Origin of the sequence: Thermophagus xiamenensis (assembly GCF_900112795.1) — a bacterium.
Lineage (GTDB): Bacteria > Bacteroidota > Bacteroidia > Bacteroidales > Marinilabiliaceae > Thermophagus > Thermophagus xiamenensis.
On sequence record NZ_FONA01000004.1, the window covers coordinates 193,927 to 212,732 of the forward strand.

Below are 18,806 nucleotides of genomic sequence, written 5' to 3' on the forward strand. Positions count from 1 at the left end.
ATCAAAACAGCAATGAATAAAGTATTAATAATAACTTCGAAGGAGTTCCGCGGCTATTTTGATTCCCTGATGGCCTATATCATGCTATTTATATTTTTGGGATTAACAGGATTTTTTACCTGGCTATACGGAACCGATGTATTTTATACCAATACAGCCAGTTTGTCACCATTCTTTCAAACCGCTTACTGGACATTGTTCCTCTTTATTCCTGCCCTAACGATGAAGCATATTGCTGAAGAATTGAAAACGGGAACAATTGAACTTTTACTAACCAAACCCATATCCTATTGGCAGGTAATAATTGGCAAATTTTTAGCCACCTGGCTGCTTATTGTTGTTAGTCTTGCCCTTACCATACCATGGTACATCACCATTGCCAATCTGGGACCTATTGATCATGGCACCGTAATCACCGGATATTTGGGCTTGCTACTCATGAGTGGTGCCTATATCAGTATCGGCATTTTTACGAGTAGTTTAACGCAAAATCAAATAGTAGCCTTCTTGCTGGCACTCATAGGAGGAATATTCTTCCAGATATTATTCAGCATGCTGGCTTCCGTATTTGACGGGACATTAGGTAATATTTTTGAGTATTTAGACCTTAGAGGTCATTACGATAATATAACGAGAGGTATTATCGACAGTCGTGACTTTATCTATTTTCTTTCTGTCATTTTTATTTCACTTGCCGGAGCTGAAGCATCATTACTAAAAAAGAACCTGAAATAAAGTTTATGGAATTATGACAAAAGCAAAACTCAAATACATATTATTACTGGTAACGGGTATTGTGATTTTAATAAACCTGATCAGTGACAACTTATATATAAGACTTGATTTTACAGAGGATCAACGTTATACCCTCAGTCAAAGTACCCTGGATATTTTAAATGACTTACAAGATCCGGTAACGGTAACGGCTTATTTCTCAGAAGATTTACAACCACAATTTGACAGGATGCGACAGGATTTTAAAAATCTTTTGGAGGAGTATGCCACCCGTTCCGACAATAAAGTAGTATACTCGTTTATAAATCCGAACGAGAGTGATGAATTGGAAAGAGAAGCGCAACAGAACGGGATTCAACCCTTGGTAATTTCGTCTCGCGAAAAAAACCAGGCCGTACAAAAAAGAGCTTATATGGGGGCCGTAATTAATTATGGTGAAGCCGTTGAAGTATTACCGTTTCTTGAACCCGGCGCACAAATGGAATATGCCCTCACCATGGCCATCAAAAAAATGACCATACCCGAAAAACCCCCTGTTGGGATTATCACGGGACATGGGGAGCCCGATATGGATGAAATAAATGAGATAGTCTCCGAATTGCAGGTTCTATACGCACCAGAAAGTACAACCCTCGAAGACTCGATAGATCTGGATAAATATCAAGCCCTATTATGGGTGCGCCCCACCGATAGTATTCCTGACGCCCACCTTGAAAAAGTGGAGTCATATATTCGTAATGGTGGTAATTTGGTATTAGCCATCAACAAGGTAGAAGCTGATTTTAACACCGGTATGGGACGTAACCTTTATACAGGGATAGCTGACTGGCTCGAAAAACATGGTGTTAAAATCAACCCGGATTTTCTCATTGATGCTAATTGCGGTAGTGTTACCATACGCCAGCAACAAGGGCCATTTATAATCAATACGCCGGTATCATTTCCCTATTTGCCGGTCATTTCCGAATTTGCTGATCATCCCGTAGGTAAAGGATTAAGCGCAGTTATGTTGCAGTTTGCCAGCTCTCTGGAATCAACATCGGATTCTACCTTTAATTTTGTTCCGTTAGCCTTTACAAGTAGTAAATCAGATGCCCAACAAGCGCCAACATTCTTTAATTTCCAAAAAGAATGGAGCGAGTCCGACTTTACTCGTAATGCCATACCTGTAGCTGCGTTGACAGAAAAAATAAATGATACATCCTACGGGAAGATCATTGTCTTCTCGGATGGTGATTTTGTAATAAATGGGTCCGGACAAGAGGCCAGACAACTACAACCGGATAATATTTCATTTTTTGTCAATGCAGTTGATTATTTAAGCGATGATACCGGTTTGATGCAATTACGCACCAAGACCATTAAACATCGACCGCTTGACCAAATTAAAGAGAGCAAACAAGCTTGGTTAAAAACACTTAATTTCGGATTACCTCTTCTGCTGATCATCATTATCGGATTTGTCAGATATCAGCATAGTATTAATCTCAGAAATAAAAGAAGGGAGGAGAGTTATGCTTAGAAAAATGAACATTAAAACCCTTTCAACAATCTTCGGGGTATTGGTCGTAATTTATGCAATACAAATTATTACTGCCCCAAAAGGAACGGGCAACATGCCGGATTTCATTACTTCTTTTGAAACCGAACAATGTAATAAAATAGTAATATCGCCCAAAGGAAAAGATAAACCCGATATTATACTCTTTAAAAAGAACAATAAAAATTGGGTAGTAACAGAGCAAAATTCAAATAAAGAATTTGCAGCCGATTCAAATACAGTAAGAAATCTATTGCGGGAAATGAGTCAATTGTCACCCCTCAGGATTGCCACTCAAAACAAAGAGCGTTGGCAACAATTTGATGTGACCGACTCGTTGGGTGTAAGAGTTTCTTTTTTTGAGGATGATGACGTATTAGCTGACCTAATTATAGGTCGTTTTACTTATACGCAATCACCCATGGCCGCTCAGATGATGCAACAAAACCCTTATATGCGGCAAAATCCCGGCACCATGAGTACATACGTCAGGAATGCCGATGAAACCGAGGTATATGCTGTAGAGGGATTTTTAGCTTCATCGGTAGGGACTGAAACAGAACGCTATCGTGACCGAACCTTTTTCTCTATGAGCAAAGCACTGATTGAGCCTGTAGAATTTTCCTTCTCTTTTCCAGGAGATAGTTCATTTATACTACGCAAACAAGGGGAACAATGGAATATTGGTTCTCAGGCAGCTGATTCGGCTTCGGTGGCCAATTACATAAATGGCATCAGGAACCTGAGAGTTAGCAGCTTTGCCGGAGAAAAACCGGAAAAGGTTTCTCATAAAGTCACCATAAAAGGCGAGAATGGTGTTGCCACAACGATTGAAGCGCAATTTGATGAAGATTCGACTTTAATTATGTCAAGTCAGTATCCCGATAATTTGGCTCTCGACAAAAGTCATTACTTGTTCAATAAAATCTTTGTTTCAAAAAGCAAATTTTTAAAGGAAGAATAATTTATAAATCCGGCAAACAGCAGAATACTCTGTGGAAAGTTTAATTAGTTTATTTATACTTTCCACAGAGTTTTTTATTTTTTGTTTTAATATTCCCGATGGTTCATTTCTTATCTTTGTTTTCTTATATCCGGATCGATTTTAATGACACTTCTATAGAGAATAACAGCCTAAGTTCATGAAGCAACTTATATGCATTTGCAATAGAGTCACGTATGGTGACATAGAAAAAATCCTGCAACAATACCCCCATGCCGAAATTGAAGAAATAATGCATCTTTCTTCGGCAGGTACAACGTGTGGACGCTGTCGAAGAGAATTAACAGCTAAAGTTGAAGAAATAAAAAAATTACTATTTGACAGGAAGAAGCCGCAACAATTAACGATACCATTCCAATATTATAAATAAAGAGGCTGCCCGTTCGGGAAGCCTCTTGCCACAATCAACCAATTACTAAAATTGTAAAACAACCTTACATAAGGAAGCTCAGCATCATACCGGCAGCTACGGCCGAACCAATAACACCGGAAACATTAGGTGCCATGGCATGCATTAAAAGGTGATTTGAAGGATCGTTTTTGAGACCCTCGTGTTGAACCACCCGTGCACTATCGGGAACTGCCGAAACTCCTGCAGCGCCAATCATTGGATTAATTTTGTTTTCTTTACGCAGGAACAAGTTCATTATTTTGGCAAATAACAATCCGCCGGCGGTAGCAATAATGAATGATGCTGCACCAAGAACAAATATTTTGATAGATTGGCTTGTAAGAAATACACTGGCCTGAGTAGAAGCTCCAACGGTGAGCCCTAACAGAATTGTAATAATATCAATTAATTTAGTTCGTGCTGTTTCGGCCAATCGTTCTGTTACGCCACACTCTTTCATCAGGTTACCAAAAAACAACATACCTAATAACGGCAGTGCAGTTGGTGAAATAAATAAGGTCAATAATAAACCAATAAGAGGGAACAGAATTTTTTCAGTTTTAGAAACAGCCCTGGGTGGTTTCATCTTAATAAGCCGTTCTTTTTTGGTGGTCATCAACCGAATAATAGGCGGTTGAATAACCGGTACCAGTGCCATGTATGAATAAGCTGCAATGGCAATACTACCAATCAAATGAGGTGCTAATTTGGAAGATGAAAAGATAGCTGTAGGTCCATCGGCACCACCAATAATTGAAATAGCACCTGCTTCATGAATTTCAAAACCCATTGCCATTGCACCCACAAAGGTACCGAAAACTCCCAGCTGAGCAGCTGCTCCCAAAAGCATCAACCGGGGATTTGATATCAGCGATGAAAAATCCGTCATCGCCCCTATCCCCAGAAATATCAATGGCGGATATATCCCTTTCAGCACACCAAAATAGAGATAGTTAAGCACAGAGCCTTCTTCATAAATACCTATTTGAAAGCCTTCCACAAAAGGAATATTTCCCAACAAAATACCAGTTCCGATAGGCACTAAAAGAAGAGGTTCATAATTAAATCGAATAGCCAAAAAGATAAAGAACAATCCCACGACTATCATTATCAGGTTTCCGGAAGTAACATTGGAAAAACCTGTATATTGCCAAAAAGTATGCAGGCCTTTAACCAGAGCACTGCTGCTATCCACATGGTCGGGCGTTACATCCTGTGCAGAAACATTACCACCGGATAATACCGAAACCATAAACAACAGCCCGAGTACGGTAAATACTGTTACAAATTTTCTCACTTTACATATTTTTATTTGGAAGAAGCTAAAAATGCTTCGTAATTCGACAATCTGAAAAATAATTGATGTTATTCAAGTACCATCAGTACATCACTTTGGAGAACGGCGTCGCCTACTTTTACTTTAATCTCCTTCACTTTTCCGTCTTTGTCGGCCATCACATTATTTTCCATCTTCATGGCTTCCATAATGAGGAGAGTATCACCTTTTTTGACAACATCCCCCTCTTTAACCAGGACTTTGAAGATACTTCCCGGCAAAGGTGCGAGAACCTGAGACCCACCTGTTGATGGCTTTTTAACAATGTGTCCTTCTCCTGGTTTGGGTTTTACTTCCTGACGAACCAGCTTAGGTGTTTTAACCTTTTTAACTTCCTGTTCTATTTCAACGGTATAGGAAGTACCATTTACTTCAACGGTCGCAACATTATCCTCTATTTCCTTGACGTTAACGTGATATTTGTTCCCGTTTATCGAAAAATCAAATTTTTTCATAGGTCTAATAAATAAGTCTAAGTTTATCCCCAATAAACATGAATCAATGAATTAATTTAGCATCCATTAATCTAATGGAAATGGTATGACCTAAAGTTTATTAAGCTCTTGCAGTGACAAACATTTTTGGCCATGTTATCTTCATTTCCAAAATTTAAATGACCAATTATGCAACTAACTCATTGACCATGTTCACTTCATTTTCGTTATCTTCTTGGTGGTAGAATATTGTTAAGATTATAAATTTTTGAACTCCAGGGCGAATAGCGTCTTTCTACCCGTTTTATAGTAATGATATTGCTTTCTTCATCATGCATTTCATTAAAATAAAGCGACAAAGCCAAAGCAATAGCAGCATTAACTTCACCGGCTATATATTGCTCTTCTCCCGCATCAGCCTCAACAATTTTCCCTTCTTTTTTCAACCTACGCTTCAAATGCAGATTTAGCAATTTAGGCATCAACCGGAAAACAAAAATTAAGAGCACCAGGGCAGTAAAAACCACTGAATAGCCAACAATGGTAATCACCCATATTCGGGACCAATTAACTACATCTAAAAAATGAATCATAAACATATCGGTTTATAGTGGAATATTACTGTGTTTTTTAGGTGGATTAGTCAGTTTTTTGGTTTGCAGACTTTGGAATCCACGAATAATTCTGAAACGGGTATTTCTTGGCTCAATAACATCGTCAATATAACCATATGAAGCCGCTTGATAAGGATTGGCAAAAGCTTCATTATATTCTTGTTCTTTTTGAGCAATAAACTTTTTCCTTTCTTCCGGGTCTTCAATTTCTCTCAGTTTCCGTCCTTCCAGAACTTCGATGGCTCCGGAGGCACCCATAACGGCAATTTCAGCCGTCGGCCAGGCATAGTTAAGGTCACCTCGTAACTGTTTACAACTCATAACATCGTGAGCCCCACCATAAGATTTACGAAGTGTAATGGTCACCTTGGGAACCGTAGCTTCACCATAGGCAAACATCAATTTAGCACCATGGGTAATAATACCGGCATATTCTTGCCCACTACCAGGCAAAAATCCGGGAACATCAACCAACGTTAAAATGGGAATATTAAAGGCATCGCAGAAACGTACAAAACGGGCAGCTTTACGAGAAGCATCGCAGTCTAATACTCCGGCCAAAAAGTTGGGCTGATTGGCTACTACACCAACAGAGGCTCCTCCCATTCGACAAAAACCTACAATGATATTCTTGGCATAATTACGGTGAACTTCCAGAAATTCCCCATCATCGACGATAGAATAAATAACCTCTTTCATATCGTACGGTTGGTTGGGGTTGTCGGGGATAATAGAATTTAGACTATCTTCTACACGGTCGATGGGGTCATGGCATTCAACCAATGGGGGCTCTTCAAGGTTATTTTGTGGAAGATATGACAGAAGTTTGCGAATCAGCATAATACCTTCTTCTTCGTTTTCCAGCTCGAAGTGAGACACGCCCGATTTTGAAGAATGAACATGAGCTCCACCCAAGTCTTCTACTGAGATATCTTCGCCGGTAACCGTTTTTACTACTTTAGGTCCGGTAACAAACATGTAACTGGTTTGCTGCGTCATCATAATAAAATCGGTCAACGCAGGTGAATAAACTGCGCCACCGGCACATGGTCCAAATATGGCTGATATTTGAGGAATAACTCCCGATGCTAATATGTTACGCTCAAATATTTCGGCATATCCGGCCAAGGAAGTCACACCTTCCTGAATACGGGCACCACCACTATCGTTAATACCAATCACAGGGGCACCCACCTTCATGGCCATGTCCATCACTTTACAAATCTTTTGTGCAAAGGTTTCAGACAAAGAACCGCCAAAAACGGTAAAATCCTGAGCAAAGACATAAACCACCCTGCCATCGATGGTTCCATGACCTGTTACTACACCATCACCAAGGATTTTTTTCTTATCCATCCCGAAATTGGTGCATCGATGAGTAACAAACATGTCGAACTCCTCAAAACTTCCATCATCAAGGAGCATTTCAATTCTTTCCCTGGCGGTAAATTTGCCTTTGCTATGCTGTGCTTCAATACGTTTTTCACCCCCACCGAGGCGCGCCTGGTTTCGCAATTCAATAAGACGTTTAATTTTATCCTGATTCGCCATATTTGAAAATTTTGTTAATACAACAATCTCATTCGTAAAAAATATATTAGTAAAAGGCCCAAAGGAATTCGCATGGCTTAAGTTTATAGATGTTTTAAATTAATGGAAATCTTCCTGCCATGCCCGTTTCCTTTTAATAAAATTTATTTAGGCGCCTCACATAATTCAGTTAAAACGCCGAAGGTTGATTTTGGATGCAAAAAACCGATATTCAACCCTTCAGCACCTTTTCTTGGTTGCTTGTCTATAAGACGAACTCCCTGTGCTTCTGCATCTTTTAAACAGTCCTCCAACCCTTCAACGGCAAAGGCCATATGATGAATTCCTTCACCTTTCTTTTCAATAAACTTGCCAATAGGACCTTCACTGTCGGTAGACTCAAGTAATTCTATTTTGGTGTCTCCAACTTTAAAAAAGGCTGTCTTTACTTTTTGGTCAGCAACCTCTTCAATAGCATAACATTTTAATCCGAAAACTTTTTCATAAAACGGAATGGCTTCGTCTAGACTTTTAACAGCGATTCCAATGTGTTCAATATGTGTTGGTTTCATATCAACTGTAATTTTATTTGAAAATTATTTTACAAGCTTCATTACCGAAAATCATATCTCACGATTAATGGCTGCATACCTGTTTTATAAAAAGGTAAATTCATCTCCCTCCTAATTTTGGAGTATATAGAACCCCTTTTCTCCCTCCAAAAATGATTTTAAAGAAATTTTTCCGCAAAAGTAGCAGAATTAAAACTTTATTGCTACAATTTAAACAAGAAAAATAGGGTGTTTTACAGCAGGTGTTGGAATTTTTCACAACCAATTCCATCCTTTTTCATAGGTTGTAAACCCGATTGAAGTAAAAATATGAGTTACGGGTAAATAGTATCCAAACAATGAGTCTGCTGGTTCTTTGTTCGCAATTAATATCATTAATGCATTGTAGAGGGACTCTTTCCACGTTTTGCGAGACAAATGAAACGAGCATGGCGGCTTTTGTCACAAAAGACCATGTATAAATTTTATTAAGCCATGCGAGTTCCATCCAACCAATAACCTAAATAATATTTATACGGATGAATCGGTTGTTATTTTACAAACTCCTCATTATGCAAAAGATTATCCTTTAGTTTTCCTTCTTACAAATGCCCCATTAGCAGACAAAAAATATTTTTTACATCAAAAACTTATATATCACCTTTTTTACCGTGAAAATAAAGATTCTCTCACCCGTTGGAAAGCGTTTCCCTTTATCGTGGGAAAGTGTTTCCCTTTATCGTGGGAAAGCGTTTCCCTTTACCGTGGGAAAGCGTTTCCCTTTACCGTGGGAAAGTGTTTCCCTTTATCGTGGGTATTAATAAGGAAGAAGAAGCTTATTGTGAATATTGAAAAGTTATTAGTAATGACTGCACCAATTGACTTATGAACCAGCCACTAAAAACTAATTTTAGATTCCATCCGGCCAATAACTTAGACAAACTTTATTCCGGTAAAAAGTTAAGAAGGTCGTGATTTTAGAAAAATGCGTTGAAATATCAAAATATTCTTGTCCTAACCCACTTTCTCCAGCCATTCTTTAAAAGATTTTATCCGGTCGCGACTAACCACAATGTCACGGTTTTCCCGGTCTGTTCTCACCTTTATCTTAAGACGGTAATTGCCGAAAGAAACAATATCTATTACAGCCTCGATATGAACAATATCTTTCATAAATAACTGCAGGAAGTTAACGCTTCTTAAGACTTTACATTACCAATCTTTATCCTTCTATAATTCACTATTTTACAAAACAACATTCTTGAAATATAGAAGACAATAGAGGAATTAAGTGACACAAAACAGCAAAGTAGTTTCCTTGTTTCGGCAAAAAACATCATTTTTGCATATCAATTTTCAAAACCGATGAAAGACAAAGTAATAATCATTACCGGGGCCTCTTCAGGGATTGGAAAGGCATGTGCCTATGAATTTGCAAAAAGAGGTGCCAAATTATCCTTAGCGGCTCGCAGCGCCGATAAACTAAAAGCCATAGAAGAAACATTAACGGCTCAGGGGAATGAAGTATTGGTGATACCCACCGATGTGAGTCGCGAAGAAGACTGCAAAAACCTGATTCAACAAACCGTTGAAAGGTATGGAAAAATCGATATTCTTATCAACAATGCAGGGATATCGATGCGAGCGCTTTTTGAAGAAGTTGATTTAAGCGTTTTGAAACAGTTGATGGATGTTAACTTTTGGGGAACAGTATATTGCACCAAATATGCGCTACCCTATCTGCTATCTGCCAAAGGTTCGGTGGTAGGTATTTCTTCTATTGCAGGCTTTATTGGTCTGCCCGGCCGTACCGGTTACTCGGCATCCAAATTTGCTATGCACGGCTTTTTGCAAACCCTCAGAACCGAGAATCTGAAGAAAGGGCTCCATGTGCTCATTGCTGCGCCCGGATTCACAAGTACCAATGTTCGTAAGTCGGCTCTTACAGCTCACGGGGCAAAACAGGGGGAAACGCCGCGTGCCGAAGACAAAATGATGAGTGCCGAAGAGGTAGCCCGTCATCTGGCCAAAGCCATATTGAAACGAAAAAGAACGCTTATTCTGACCTTCGTGGAAGGAAAACTGACGGTATTCCTCAGCAAGTGGTGGCCTTCGTTGATTGAGAAACTTTCGTATTATCATATGGCCAAAGAACCAAACTCGCCGTTTAAATGAAAGGAGCATGAACCAGAAGGTCACGACAAAACCATGTATAATAATACAGAGGCAGAAGTACACAGGCAGAAGGGAAATTAGTGAATAGTCATTAGTCATTTAGTTATCAGTGTTACAATGGCATGTGTAAATAAGTAAAAATCAACAATAAATTCAGTTCAATCAAGGAGGTAATTATTTTTTCTAAATAAAAGAAAATTAATCCCCTAAGCCATAGTTATTGGAGGCAATTTGTTTTGCCAATCCTGAAGTAAGGAAAGCCAACTGTGATTGAATACTAAAAATTATATCGTAATATCAATAATTTGTAACAGAGACAATATAATGCTCAAACATACAACCAAGCTAAGAGTTAGATACGGAGAAACCGACCAGATGGGAATTGTCAACAATGCGGTTTATTCAGCCTACTTTGAAGTGGGACGTACCGAAATGTTCCGTCATCTGGGCCTCCCCTACAGCGAAATTGAGAAACAGGGGATAATGCTTCCCCTTTCGGAACTACATGTAAAATATTTACGCTCGGCACGATACGATGATGAATTAACTATTGAAACCTATGTAGAGGATTTTCCTACAGCACGAATTCGCTTTAAGTACAACATTTATAATCAGTCGGGTCAATTATTGGTAAAGGGCGAAACGGTACTGGCCTTTTTGGATGCTCACACCCGACGTCCTACACGCATCCCCGCATTTCTGGCCGATAAAATTGCCCCTTTCTTTGATGCATTAGGAAAATAATTTACGACTGCTCACTATTTTGACTGATGCAAACCAATTTTAATAACCGCATCACAATTAGAATTATACCATGAAAACAGATAATTTTCAATATGTAGTAGAACAGTTTGCCGACCTTCGGATTCTTCGGTATCCGGTAACAGGATTTGAAGAGTTATCCCTGCAACAGAAAAAGCTAATCTATTATTTATCACAGGCCGCCATTGAAGGCAGAGATATTCTGTTTGATCAGAACTATAAACACAACCTCACCATTCGGCGAACGCTGGAAGCCATCTACGAACATTATCAGGGGGATCGCAACACAGATGATTTTAAAGCACTGGAAGTATTCCTTAAAAGAGTATGGTTTTCAAACGGTATACATCACCACTATTCTACCATAAAAATAGAGCCGGGATTTGGTGAAAATTTTTTTGAACATGTTGTCAAAAGCATCCCTTCTGACAAGCTTCCATTGAAAGAAGGTGAAACGGTTGAAGATTTATTGGCTACCCTACGTCCTGTTTTGTTTGACCCTAATGTGGATAACAAAAGAGTTAACCAGGATAAAGATGCCGATTTAATTACTTCGTCGGCTAACAACTATTACAGTGGCGTTACACAACAGGAAGCGGAAGCCTTTTATGCTGACCGAAAAAATAAGGATAATCTTTTATCGCATGGATTGAATACCCAATTGATAAAAGAAGATGGTCAAATAAAAGAAAAGGTATGGAAGATAGGCGAAATGTATTCCACTGCCATAGAAAAAATCGTGGAATGGCTTGACAAAGCTATGACAGTAGCCGAAAATGACCGGCATAAAAAGGTTATCAGGTTACTCATAGATTTTTACAAGACGGGCGACCTGAAGGTTTTTAACGAATACAATATTGCCTGGTTGGCCGATCAGGATTCAGCGGTTGATTTCATCAACGGGTTTATAGAGACTTATGGTGATCCTCTGGGGCTGAAAGGTAGTTGGGAAAGTGTGGTAAACTTCAAAAATAAGGAAGCTACCCGCCGAACTGAAATTATAAGTGCTAATGCGCAATGGTTCGAAGATCATTCGCCCGTCGATCCCCGGTTCAAGAAGGAAAAAGTGCGAGGGGTAAGCGCAAAAGTGATAAATGTGGCCATGCTGGGCGGCGACTGTTATCCTCATACTCCCATTGGTATTAATCTCCCCAATGCCGATTGGATTCGAAAAGAATATGGATCCAAATCGGTCACCATCGAAAATATCACCTATGCTTACGATCAGGCATCCAAGGGAACAGGATTTTTGGAAGAGTTTTGTTTTTCTCAGGAAGAGATTGACAGGTATTATGGTTACGGCTTTCTGACAGGCAATCTTCATACCGATCTTCATGAGTGTCTTGGTCATGGCTCGGGCCAGTTGCTGGAAGGCATCACCGGCAATGAATTAAAGGCTTATGGCGCCGTTATAGAAGAAGCACGTGCCGACCTGTTTGCGCTTTACTACATAGCAGATAAGAAGCTGGTGGAACTTAACCTGCTTCCTGATGAAGAGGCCTATAAAGCTGAATATGATACATATATCCGGAACGGATTGATGACACAGCTGACGCGCATCAGGCTCGGAGAAGATATCGAAGAGCCACATATGCGCAACCGACAACTGATTGCTGCCTGGTGCTTCGAAAAAGGACAAAAAGATAAAGTGATAGAGAGAAAAAACAAAGACGGTAAAACCTTTTTTGTCATCAATGATTATATCGCCCTGCGCAATCTGTTTGCCAAGTTATTGGCAGAGATTCAGCGCGTAAAGTCGGAAGGCGATTACCACACCGCCAATCATTTGGTAGAAACTTACGGCGTAAAGGTCAATAAAGAACTACATCAGGAAGTGTTGGAACGCTATCAAAAATTAAACCTGGCTCCATACAGTGGATTTGTAAACCCTGTTCTTCGCCCAGTAACCGATGACGACGGTAAAATTATCGATATCGTTCCCGATTATACCGAAGGATATGCCGAACAGATGATGAGATATTCGAAGGAACATTCTTGGCTATAAAAAAATTATTACATTTGTAACGAAACACTGTTAGGGGTGCTCCGAAATAAACGGGGCTGAGAACATACCCTTGAACCTGACATGTATAATAACAGCGTAGGGAAACAGTAGTTTGAGTGACATACTTTACTAAAACATAGTATATCATTTAAAGCTGTTTTGCCCTGTGCAAGACAGCTTTTTTTGTTTAACCAAAAATCGAATAAAATGATTACACCGCAGCTTGTAGGAGAATTGTTACAGCAGGTAAGAGCCCAATCACCATTGGTTCACAACATCACCAACTTTGTTGTCATGAACAATACCGCCAATGCATTACTTTCGGCAGGTGCAAGTCCGGTAATGGCACATGCACCTGAAGAGATGGAGGCCATGGCCGGTATTGCTTCTGCCTTAGTATTAAACATTGGAACCCTTAGCCGTCAGTGGGTTGAAGGCATGCTTATAGCAGGCAAAACAGCCCGGAAACGTAAAATTCCGATAGTCCTGGATCCGGTAGGTGCTGGTGCCACAACTTTTCGCACGGAAACGTGTCACCAATTGATTCGGGAATGCCATCCCACGGTTATTCGCGGAAATGCTTCGGAAATAATGGCGCTCATCAGTAGTGATATACGAACCAAAGGAGTCGACAGTACCGAATCATCCGATGAAGCTCTTCAAATGGCAAAAACACTTGCCCGTGAAACCCAAGCCGTAATTAGCATCAGTGGGAAAACGGATTACATCACCGATGGTACTCAGGTCATCTGCATTCGTAACCATATACCGCTTATGCCCAAAGTAACAGGGATGGGTTGTACGGCATCGGCTTTAACAGGGGCTTTTGCCGCAGTGAGCAATGATGCCCTGACAGGGGCTGCAGCCGCAATGGCAATTATGGCCGTAGCAGGCGAAAAAGCAGCATCGGCAGCAAAGGGTCCCGGTTCATTTCAAATGCACTTTTTAGATGCCCTCTATACCCTGAATCAGGATGACATAAATCAAAATTTAAAACTATGAGAGCAAAATTTGACCTGCGTCTCTATCTGGTAACCGACAGAGATCTGGCACTGGGGCGCCCATTAACCGATGTCGTTGAAAAGGCTTTGAAGGGTGGCGTTACAATGGTTCAGCTACGGGAAAAAAAAGCAACTACCCGCCGCTTCCTGCAGGAAGTAATGGATGTAAAAAAAATATTGCAACCATACAATACACCCTTAATAGTAAACGACCGGGTGGACATAGCCCTGGCCACAGATGCCGATGGTGTTCATCTGGGACAAAGCGATATGCCCTGGCAGATGGCCAGAAAGATTCTGGGCCCGGAGAAAATAATCGGGCTTTCCATAGAATCAATCGAACAACTGGAAGAAGCCAACAGTGCCGACATCGATTATATAGGCATTAGTCCGGTATTTACTACCCCCACCAAGAAAGAATTGGAAAAAGGCTTGGGCATCCCGGGCACCAGAGAAATAGCCTCTCAATCGCGACATCCGGCCGTGGCAATCGGTGGAATCAACATAGAGAATGTTAAAGATGTTATGGCAACAGGGGTAGATGGTATTTCTGTGGTATCAGCCATATGTTCGGCCAGTGATCCCGAAGCATCAGCCAGAGATTTATTGGAACGTATTGATATGATTAAAAAAAGATAAATTATGGCCGTGTGTTTCGGAATAATAATATTGAGTTAATGACTACATTGACCACAGAAGGCTGAAGTGGACAGAAAGAAGGCAGAAGAAGTCATTAGTCGTTAGTGATTAGTCATTAATCAACAGTCATTAGTGTTAATGGACTAGTGACTAACGACTAACCACTAATGACTACTTTTAAGAAACAATATATCAATGAAGTAAGTAAAATTTATACGAATGAAACGAGCATGGCAACTTTTGCCGCAAAAGGACATGTATAAAAGACAAAGGCAGAAGTGCACAGGCAGAAGGCAGAAGAAGTGATTAGTCATTAGTTAACAAGTTGTTAGTATAAAATAACTAATGACTAACGACTAACCACTAACGACTACTTATAAGAAGCAATGTATCAACGAAGTAAGTAAAATTTATACGAATGAAAAAACATAATACTGCATTGACGATAGCCGGCAGCGACAGTGGCGGCGGTGCCGGTATACAAGCTGATTTAAAGACATTTTCGGCTTGCGGATGTTATGGCATGAGTGTCATTACAGCAATAACTGCTCAAAACACACAAGGGGTATCGGACATCTTTCCGGTAGAGTCGTCGAACATAGAGAAACAAATCGACGCAGTGATTACAGACATCGGTGCAGACGCCGTAAAAGTGGGCATGCTTCATTCCGCCGGGGTAATCAGTCTGGTGGCACGAAAGGTTAAGCAATATGAAATCAAAAACCTGGTTGTTGACCCTGTCATGGTTGCTACATCGGGCGATAAACTTTTGCAGGACGAAGCAATTGAAGCTTTAAAAAGCGAGCTTTTACCTTTGGCCACAATAATAACACCTAATATTCCGGAAGCATCCATTTTATTGGGAAAGAAAATAACCTCACAATCAGAAATGCCTGAAGCAGCCCGCGAGCTTTCATTTAACCAATCGGTTTCGGTATTGCTAAAAGCAGGACATTTGAGCGATGAAAATCTAATTGATGTTTTATATGATGCAGAAAAAGATGAAATTGTTAAATTACCCTCACAACGCATCAAGACACTGAACACACATGGAACCGGATGCACCCTTTCTTCGTCCATTGCTGCCTTTCTGGCCCGAGGCGAAACACTGCAAACAGCGGTTGCTAATGGCAAAGATTATATCGACCAGGCCATTAAAGCAGGAAAAGATTACCAGACAGGTAAGGGACACGGTCCGGTTCATCACTTTTTCAGGTGGTGGAAGTAAAGACCTTCGATGCGGCCACAAATCGCCGCCAATTGGGGGAATAATTAACATTATAGTGTAAAAACAATTGCAGAATTATACAATTTTATGCCTGCGAACAATCAAAACGTCCAATTTTTGAGTGTTAACCCTGCCGGGCAACATACAGCCAAATTATGGACGCATTGTATCGACATCATAGAACGAATCTTCGACCATCCTTTTGGGAATGGGCTCTCCGAAGGGTCACTTCCCATAAACAGTTTCCGTCACTACGTGGGGCAAGACATGCTTTATATAGAAAAGGATGCTTTGGCTTTTTCGATGGTAGCCCAAAGAGCCAAGAAATCTGAAGACCGTTTCTTTTTTACGCAAATGGCCAAAGATGGATTGGAAATAGAGCGTCTGCTCCATAGTATATTATTCCCTCATTTTGGGGTTGAACGTCCTCAAAAAATGTCGAAAGCCTGCCATCAGTACACCACTTTCCTTGTCGAAGAGTGTCAATCTGGCTTGTATGAATCGGCCGTCGCAGCTTTACTCCCCTGCTTTTGGGTTTATCATGAGGCCGGAATTCGTATCAGGTCAAGGGCGGTAAAAAACAATCCCTATCAATTATGGATTGACACTTATGCTGATGAGAAGTACCGTAATTACGTAGTGCAATTCGTTGGTATAGTAGAAAACATTATGCAAGAATCCAATGAAAAGATAAAAGAAATGATGCAAAATGCATTCAGAAGAAGCGTTCAGTACGAAATAGAATTCTTCTCTGAAGCATTAGCCAATAGATAAAAAGCAATCTATTGACTAATGTTCATGGAAAAGCATAACCTGTTTTTATGAATTTACAAACATCAACTCATCCTGAGTAGTAATTTTCTCACAGTAATGACACCTCAAGGCCACTTCTTTCTTGTTAATGACATTAAATCGGGTTGTAACCATTTCGTTGTTTGTAATACATTTGGGGTTGAAGCATTTTACAATGCCCACAATGGTATCAGGGATTGTTACATCCCGCTTCTCTACCACTTGATAATTTTTAATAACATTAAGCCGGGCATGAGGTGCCACAAGTGAGATTTTGTTTATTTCATTGTCTTCGAAGAACACTTCAGAAATTTTGATTATAGCTTTACGTCCCAGCTTTTTGCTGTCGAGGTTAGCACCAAAAGTTACTTGTTTGGTGGTTTTATCGAGAGACAAAATCTTAATGACTTTAAACAAACTGTCGGTCGGAATATGATCGATAACGGTGCCGTTTTCAATGGCACTCACTTTTAGTTCTTTACCATGTACCATAATTACTGCTTTATTCTGATAACTATTTTTAGTTGTACAATCAATAAAATTAACGGTAACCCATAACCACAGCTATAAGGGCCATACGGGCAAAAACTCCGTTTCTGGCCTGGTCAAAATAGTAAGCTTTCGGACTGGAATCCACATCGGGATGTATTTCGTTAACGCGAGGCAACGGGTGTAAGACACGCATATTTTCTTTGGTATTTTCAAGCATATCTTTTTTAAGAACATATGCATTTTTTACTCTTTCGTACTCCATAGGGTCGGAAAAACGCTCTTTTTGTACGCGGGTCATGTAAATAATATCGGCATCATCAATAATATCTGTTAATTCTCCGTGTTCATAATACGGAATCCCATGTTCTTCAAGGAAAAGCTTATATTCCCTGGGCATTCGCAATTCTTCGGGCGAAACAAAATGAAAGGTGGGATTAAAGTGTGACATGGCCATTAAAAGAGAGTGTACGGTACGACCATATTTAAGGTCGCCCACCAGGAAAATATTTAAATTGTCGAGAGTTCCTTGTGTTTTTCGTATAGAATAAAGGTCGAGCATAGTTTGCGTTGGATGTTGATTGGCACCGTCACCGGCATTAATAACAGGGACCAGAGATTGTTCCGAAGCATACCTGGCACTTCCTTCCAACGGATGTCGCATGACTATCAAGTCGGCATACCGGCTAACCATCTGAATAGTGTCTTTTAAACTTTCACCTTTGGTGGTAGAAGAGGACGCTGAATCCGAGAAACCGACCACCCTTCCGCCTAAACGATTTATGGCGGTTTCAAAACTTAAGCGTGTTCGGGTTGAGGGTTCGAAAAAAAGACTGCCTACCACTTTCCCCTCGAGCAGCCTTTGGTTGGGATTGTGCTCAAACTCTTCAGCCACATCCAACACATGAAGCATTTCCTCGCGACTGAAATCATTGATTGAAACTAAACTCCTGTTTTTCATTTTATGCATGGGATTATTTTATAATTGACCAAGAAATACGGTATAAAAGTTTTATAAGGGCACAAAAAAACCCGGCTTTTAAAAAGCCAGGTTTATAAATAGAAATATCATTGAAAAGAGAAAAAGTTGGGAAATAAGAAAAATTACCCCTTCGTTTTTCTCTGATGAATCGTTTATTTTCTATTACCTCTGTTGTTTGATGCCTAAACATATCAAAAACCAAAATTACATCTTTTTTTCTATAACGTAAAGTTTTTATTGCAATTGATTAAGGAAAATTACCCTATCATTTAACAAATTTGAATCGTATTTGGCTTTGAATCATTCATTTCCACTCAAAGTTTAATTTTAATCGGTATAAATTTTACCTACATCATTGATATATTGATTCTTAAATGCGGTCATTAGTGGTTAGTCATTAGTGGTTAGTTGTTAGTGATTAGTGATTAGTAGTTAGTCCATTAACACTAACCACTAAGCACTAAAGGACTAATGACTAATGTCTTCTTCTGCTTCTGCCTGTGCACTTCAGCCTTAATTTGTGGCAAAAGTCGCCATGCTCGTTTCATTATTGAATAAAATATGGGTATTATAAAGTTTTCCGGGCAAGTCAAAATCGC

Annotated in this window: 20 protein-coding genes and 1 riboswitch; of the genes, 12 read left to right on the forward strand and 8 right to left on the reverse strand. The window is 39.9% G+C overall.

The window, feature by feature from the left end; genetic code table 11:
* Positions 1–12: 12 nt before the first annotated feature.
* The 4 genes from BM130_RS03680 to BM130_RS15805 all read left to right on the forward strand — a co-directional run bounded on the left by BM130_RS03680 (position 13) and on the right by BM130_RS15805 (position 3,648).
* Positions 13–735 carry an ABC transporter permease subunit gene (locus BM130_RS03680; protein ID WP_010528264.1) on the forward strand — a complete coding sequence of 241 codons (723 nt, stop codon included), beginning with the start codon at positions 13–15 and terminating at the stop codon, positions 733–735.
* 13 nt (positions 736–748) lie between these two features.
* Positions 749–2,257, forward strand: coding sequence for a GldG family protein (locus BM130_RS03685; RefSeq protein ID WP_010528265.1), 1,509 nt, complete (start codon positions 749–751; stop codon positions 2,255–2,257).
* Positions 2,250–3,239 carry a DUF4340 domain-containing protein gene (locus tag BM130_RS03690; RefSeq protein WP_010528266.1) on the forward strand — a complete coding sequence of 330 codons (990 nt, stop codon included), beginning with the start codon at positions 2,250–2,252 and terminating at the stop codon, positions 3,237–3,239. The genes BM130_RS03685 and BM130_RS03690 overlap by 8 nt, the downstream gene beginning before the upstream one ends.
* Positions 3,240–3,417: 178 nt before the next feature.
* On the forward strand, positions 3,418–3,648 hold the full coding sequence (locus BM130_RS15805) for a (2Fe-2S)-binding protein (RefSeq protein WP_010528267.1): 231 nt from the start codon (positions 3,418–3,420) through the stop codon (positions 3,646–3,648).
* Between the two features lie 64 nt (positions 3,649–3,712).
* On the opposite strand, the gene BM130_RS03700 is transcribed toward BM130_RS15805, so the two are convergent.
* The 5 genes from BM130_RS03700 to mce all read right to left on the reverse strand — a co-directional run bounded on the left by BM130_RS03700 (position 3,713) and on the right by mce (position 8,155).
* Positions 3,713–4,966 carry a sodium ion-translocating decarboxylase subunit beta gene (locus BM130_RS03700; protein ID WP_010528268.1) on the reverse strand — a complete coding sequence of 418 codons (1,254 nt, stop codon included), beginning with the start codon at positions 4,964–4,966 and terminating at the stop codon, positions 3,713–3,715.
* A 68-nt stretch (positions 4,967–5,034) separates the two neighbouring features.
* The gene (locus tag BM130_RS03705) at positions 5,035–5,460 is read right to left on the reverse strand and encodes a biotin carboxyl carrier domain-containing protein (protein WP_010528269.1); all 426 of its coding nucleotides are present in this window, start codon (positions 5,458–5,460) and stop codon (positions 5,035–5,037) included.
* Between the two features lie 206 nt (positions 5,461–5,666).
* Positions 5,667–6,032 (reverse strand): OadG family protein, encoded by a 366-nt coding sequence (locus BM130_RS03710; protein WP_010528270.1) that lies wholly within the window; start codon positions 6,030–6,032, stop codon positions 5,667–5,669.
* A gap of 12 nt (positions 6,033–6,044) precedes the next feature.
* Positions 6,045–7,604, reverse strand: coding sequence for an acyl-CoA carboxylase subunit beta (locus BM130_RS03715; RefSeq protein ID WP_010528271.1), 1,560 nt, complete (start codon positions 7,602–7,604; stop codon positions 6,045–6,047).
* Between the two features lie 143 nt (positions 7,605–7,747).
* A complete protein-coding gene (gene mce, locus BM130_RS03720; protein WP_010528272.1) occupies positions 7,748–8,155 on the reverse strand; it encodes a methylmalonyl-CoA epimerase in 408 nt (135 codons plus the stop codon).
* A gap of 650 nt (positions 8,156–8,805) precedes the next feature.
* Between mce and BM130_RS15380 the strand changes: the two genes are divergently transcribed.
* Complete coding sequence (locus BM130_RS15380) at positions 8,806–8,955, forward strand: hypothetical protein (RefSeq protein WP_175560416.1); 150 nt, start codon at positions 8,806–8,808, stop codon at positions 8,953–8,955.
* A gap of 193 nt (positions 8,956–9,148) precedes the next feature.
* Here the strand turns inward: BM130_RS15380 and BM130_RS15385 are convergent, their stop codons facing one another.
* Positions 9,149–9,307: a hypothetical protein gene (locus BM130_RS15385; RefSeq protein ID WP_010528273.1), complete on the reverse strand. Its 159-nt coding sequence runs from the start codon at positions 9,305–9,307 to the stop codon at positions 9,149–9,151.
* A gap of 192 nt (positions 9,308–9,499) precedes the next feature.
* On the opposite strand from BM130_RS15385, the gene BM130_RS03725 reads away from it, so the two are divergent.
* The 7 genes from BM130_RS03725 (at position 9,500) to BM130_RS03755 (ending at position 16,718) form a co-directional block, all read left to right on the forward strand.
* Positions 9,500–10,309: an SDR family oxidoreductase gene (locus tag BM130_RS03725; protein ID WP_010528274.1), complete on the forward strand. Its 810-nt coding sequence runs from the start codon at positions 9,500–9,502 to the stop codon at positions 10,307–10,309.
* 324 nt (positions 10,310–10,633) lie between these two features.
* On the forward strand, positions 10,634–11,053 hold the full coding sequence (locus BM130_RS03730) for an acyl-CoA thioesterase (RefSeq protein WP_010528275.1): 420 nt from the start codon (positions 10,634–10,636) through the stop codon (positions 11,051–11,053).
* Between the two features lie 70 nt (positions 11,054–11,123).
* Positions 11,124–13,076 carry a dipeptidyl-peptidase 3 family protein gene (locus tag BM130_RS03735; RefSeq protein WP_010528276.1) on the forward strand — a complete coding sequence of 651 codons (1,953 nt, stop codon included), beginning with the start codon at positions 11,124–11,126 and terminating at the stop codon, positions 13,074–13,076.
* Between the two features lie 22 nt (positions 13,077–13,098).
* Positions 13,099–13,196, forward strand: a riboswitch (TPP riboswitch).
* Positions 13,197–13,283: 87 nt separating this feature from the next.
* Positions 13,284–14,078: a hydroxyethylthiazole kinase gene (gene thiM / locus BM130_RS03740; protein ID WP_010528277.1), complete on the forward strand. Its 795-nt coding sequence runs from the start codon at positions 13,284–13,286 to the stop codon at positions 14,076–14,078.
* Positions 14,075–14,716 (forward strand): thiamine phosphate synthase, encoded by a 642-nt coding sequence (gene thiE / locus BM130_RS03745; protein WP_010528278.1) that lies wholly within the window; start codon positions 14,075–14,077, stop codon positions 14,714–14,716. The genes thiM and thiE overlap by 4 nt, the downstream gene beginning before the upstream one ends.
* 418 nt (positions 14,717–15,134) lie before the next feature.
* Positions 15,135–15,944, forward strand: a complete 810-nt coding sequence (thiD, locus tag BM130_RS03750; RefSeq protein WP_074964263.1) for a bifunctional hydroxymethylpyrimidine kinase/phosphomethylpyrimidine kinase — start codon at positions 15,135–15,137, stop codon at positions 15,942–15,944.
* Between the two features lie 87 nt (positions 15,945–16,031).
* Positions 16,032–16,718 carry a TenA family protein gene (locus tag BM130_RS03755; RefSeq protein WP_010528280.1) on the forward strand — a complete coding sequence of 229 codons (687 nt, stop codon included), beginning with the start codon at positions 16,032–16,034 and terminating at the stop codon, positions 16,716–16,718.
* Between the two features lie 45 nt (positions 16,719–16,763).
* Here BM130_RS03755 and pyrI read toward each other — a convergent pair whose 3' ends face one another.
* Together pyrI and pyrB are read right to left on the reverse strand one after the other, a co-directional pair.
* A complete protein-coding gene (gene pyrI / locus BM130_RS03760) occupies positions 16,764–17,228 on the reverse strand; it encodes an aspartate carbamoyltransferase regulatory subunit (protein ID WP_010528281.1) in 465 nt (154 codons plus the stop codon).
* Between the two features lie 49 nt (positions 17,229–17,277).
* The gene (gene pyrB, locus BM130_RS03765) at positions 17,278–18,186 is read right to left on the reverse strand and encodes an aspartate carbamoyltransferase (protein WP_010528282.1); all 909 of its coding nucleotides are present in this window, start codon (positions 18,184–18,186) and stop codon (positions 17,278–17,280) included.
* Between the last annotated feature and the right edge of the window lie 620 nt (positions 18,187–18,806).

Excerpts from the sequence above, each read along its gene's own strand:
- BM130_RS03730 (WP_010528275.1), top strand. The coding sequence starts at position 10,634 with ATGCTCAAACATACAACCAAGCTAAGAGTTAGATACGGAGAAACCGAC.
- BM130_RS03755 (WP_010528280.1), top strand. The coding sequence starts at position 16,032 with ATGCCTGCGAACAATCAAAACGTCCAATTTTTGAGTGTTAACCCTGCC.
- pyrI (WP_010528281.1), bottom strand. The coding sequence starts at position 17,228 with ATGGTACATGGTAAAGAACTAAAAGTGAGTGCCATTGAAAACGGCACC.
- mce (WP_010528272.1), bottom strand. The coding sequence starts at position 8,155 with ATGAAACCAACACATATTGAACACATTGGAATCGCTGTTAAAAGTCTA.
- BM130_RS03685 (WP_010528265.1), top strand. The coding sequence starts at position 749 with ATGACAAAAGCAAAACTCAAATACATATTATTACTGGTAACGGGTATT.
- BM130_RS03690 (WP_010528266.1), top strand. The coding sequence starts at position 2,250 with ATGCTTAGAAAAATGAACATTAAAACCCTTTCAACAATCTTCGGGGTA.
- BM130_RS03715 (WP_010528271.1), bottom strand. The coding sequence starts at position 7,604 with ATGGCGAATCAGGATAAAATTAAACGTCTTATTGAATTGCGAAACCAG.
- BM130_RS03710 (WP_010528270.1), bottom strand. The coding sequence starts at position 6,032 with ATGATTCATTTTTTAGATGTAGTTAATTGGTCCCGAATATGGGTGATT.
- BM130_RS03735 (WP_010528276.1), top strand. The coding sequence starts at position 11,124 with ATGAAAACAGATAATTTTCAATATGTAGTAGAACAGTTTGCCGACCTT.
- BM130_RS15805 (WP_010528267.1), top strand. The coding sequence starts at position 3,418 with ATGAAGCAACTTATATGCATTTGCAATAGAGTCACGTATGGTGACATA.
- BM130_RS03725 (WP_010528274.1), top strand. The coding sequence starts at position 9,500 with ATGAAAGACAAAGTAATAATCATTACCGGGGCCTCTTCAGGGATTGGA.
- BM130_RS15385 (WP_010528273.1), bottom strand. The coding sequence starts at position 9,307 with ATGAAAGATATTGTTCATATCGAGGCTGTAATAGATATTGTTTCTTTC.
- BM130_RS03705 (WP_010528269.1), bottom strand. The coding sequence starts at position 5,460 with ATGAAAAAATTTGATTTTTCGATAAACGGGAACAAATATCACGTTAAC.
- pyrB (WP_010528282.1), bottom strand. The coding sequence starts at position 18,186 with ATGAAAAACAGGAGTTTAGTTTCAATCAATGATTTCAGTCGCGAGGAA.
- thiM (WP_010528277.1), top strand. The coding sequence starts at position 13,284 with ATGATTACACCGCAGCTTGTAGGAGAATTGTTACAGCAGGTAAGAGCC.
- BM130_RS03680 (WP_010528264.1), top strand. The coding sequence starts at position 13 with ATGAATAAAGTATTAATAATAACTTCGAAGGAGTTCCGCGGCTATTTT.
- thiD (WP_074964263.1), top strand. The coding sequence starts at position 15,135 with ATGAAAAAACATAATACTGCATTGACGATAGCCGGCAGCGACAGTGGC.
- thiE (WP_010528278.1), top strand. The coding sequence starts at position 14,075 with ATGAGAGCAAAATTTGACCTGCGTCTCTATCTGGTAACCGACAGAGAT.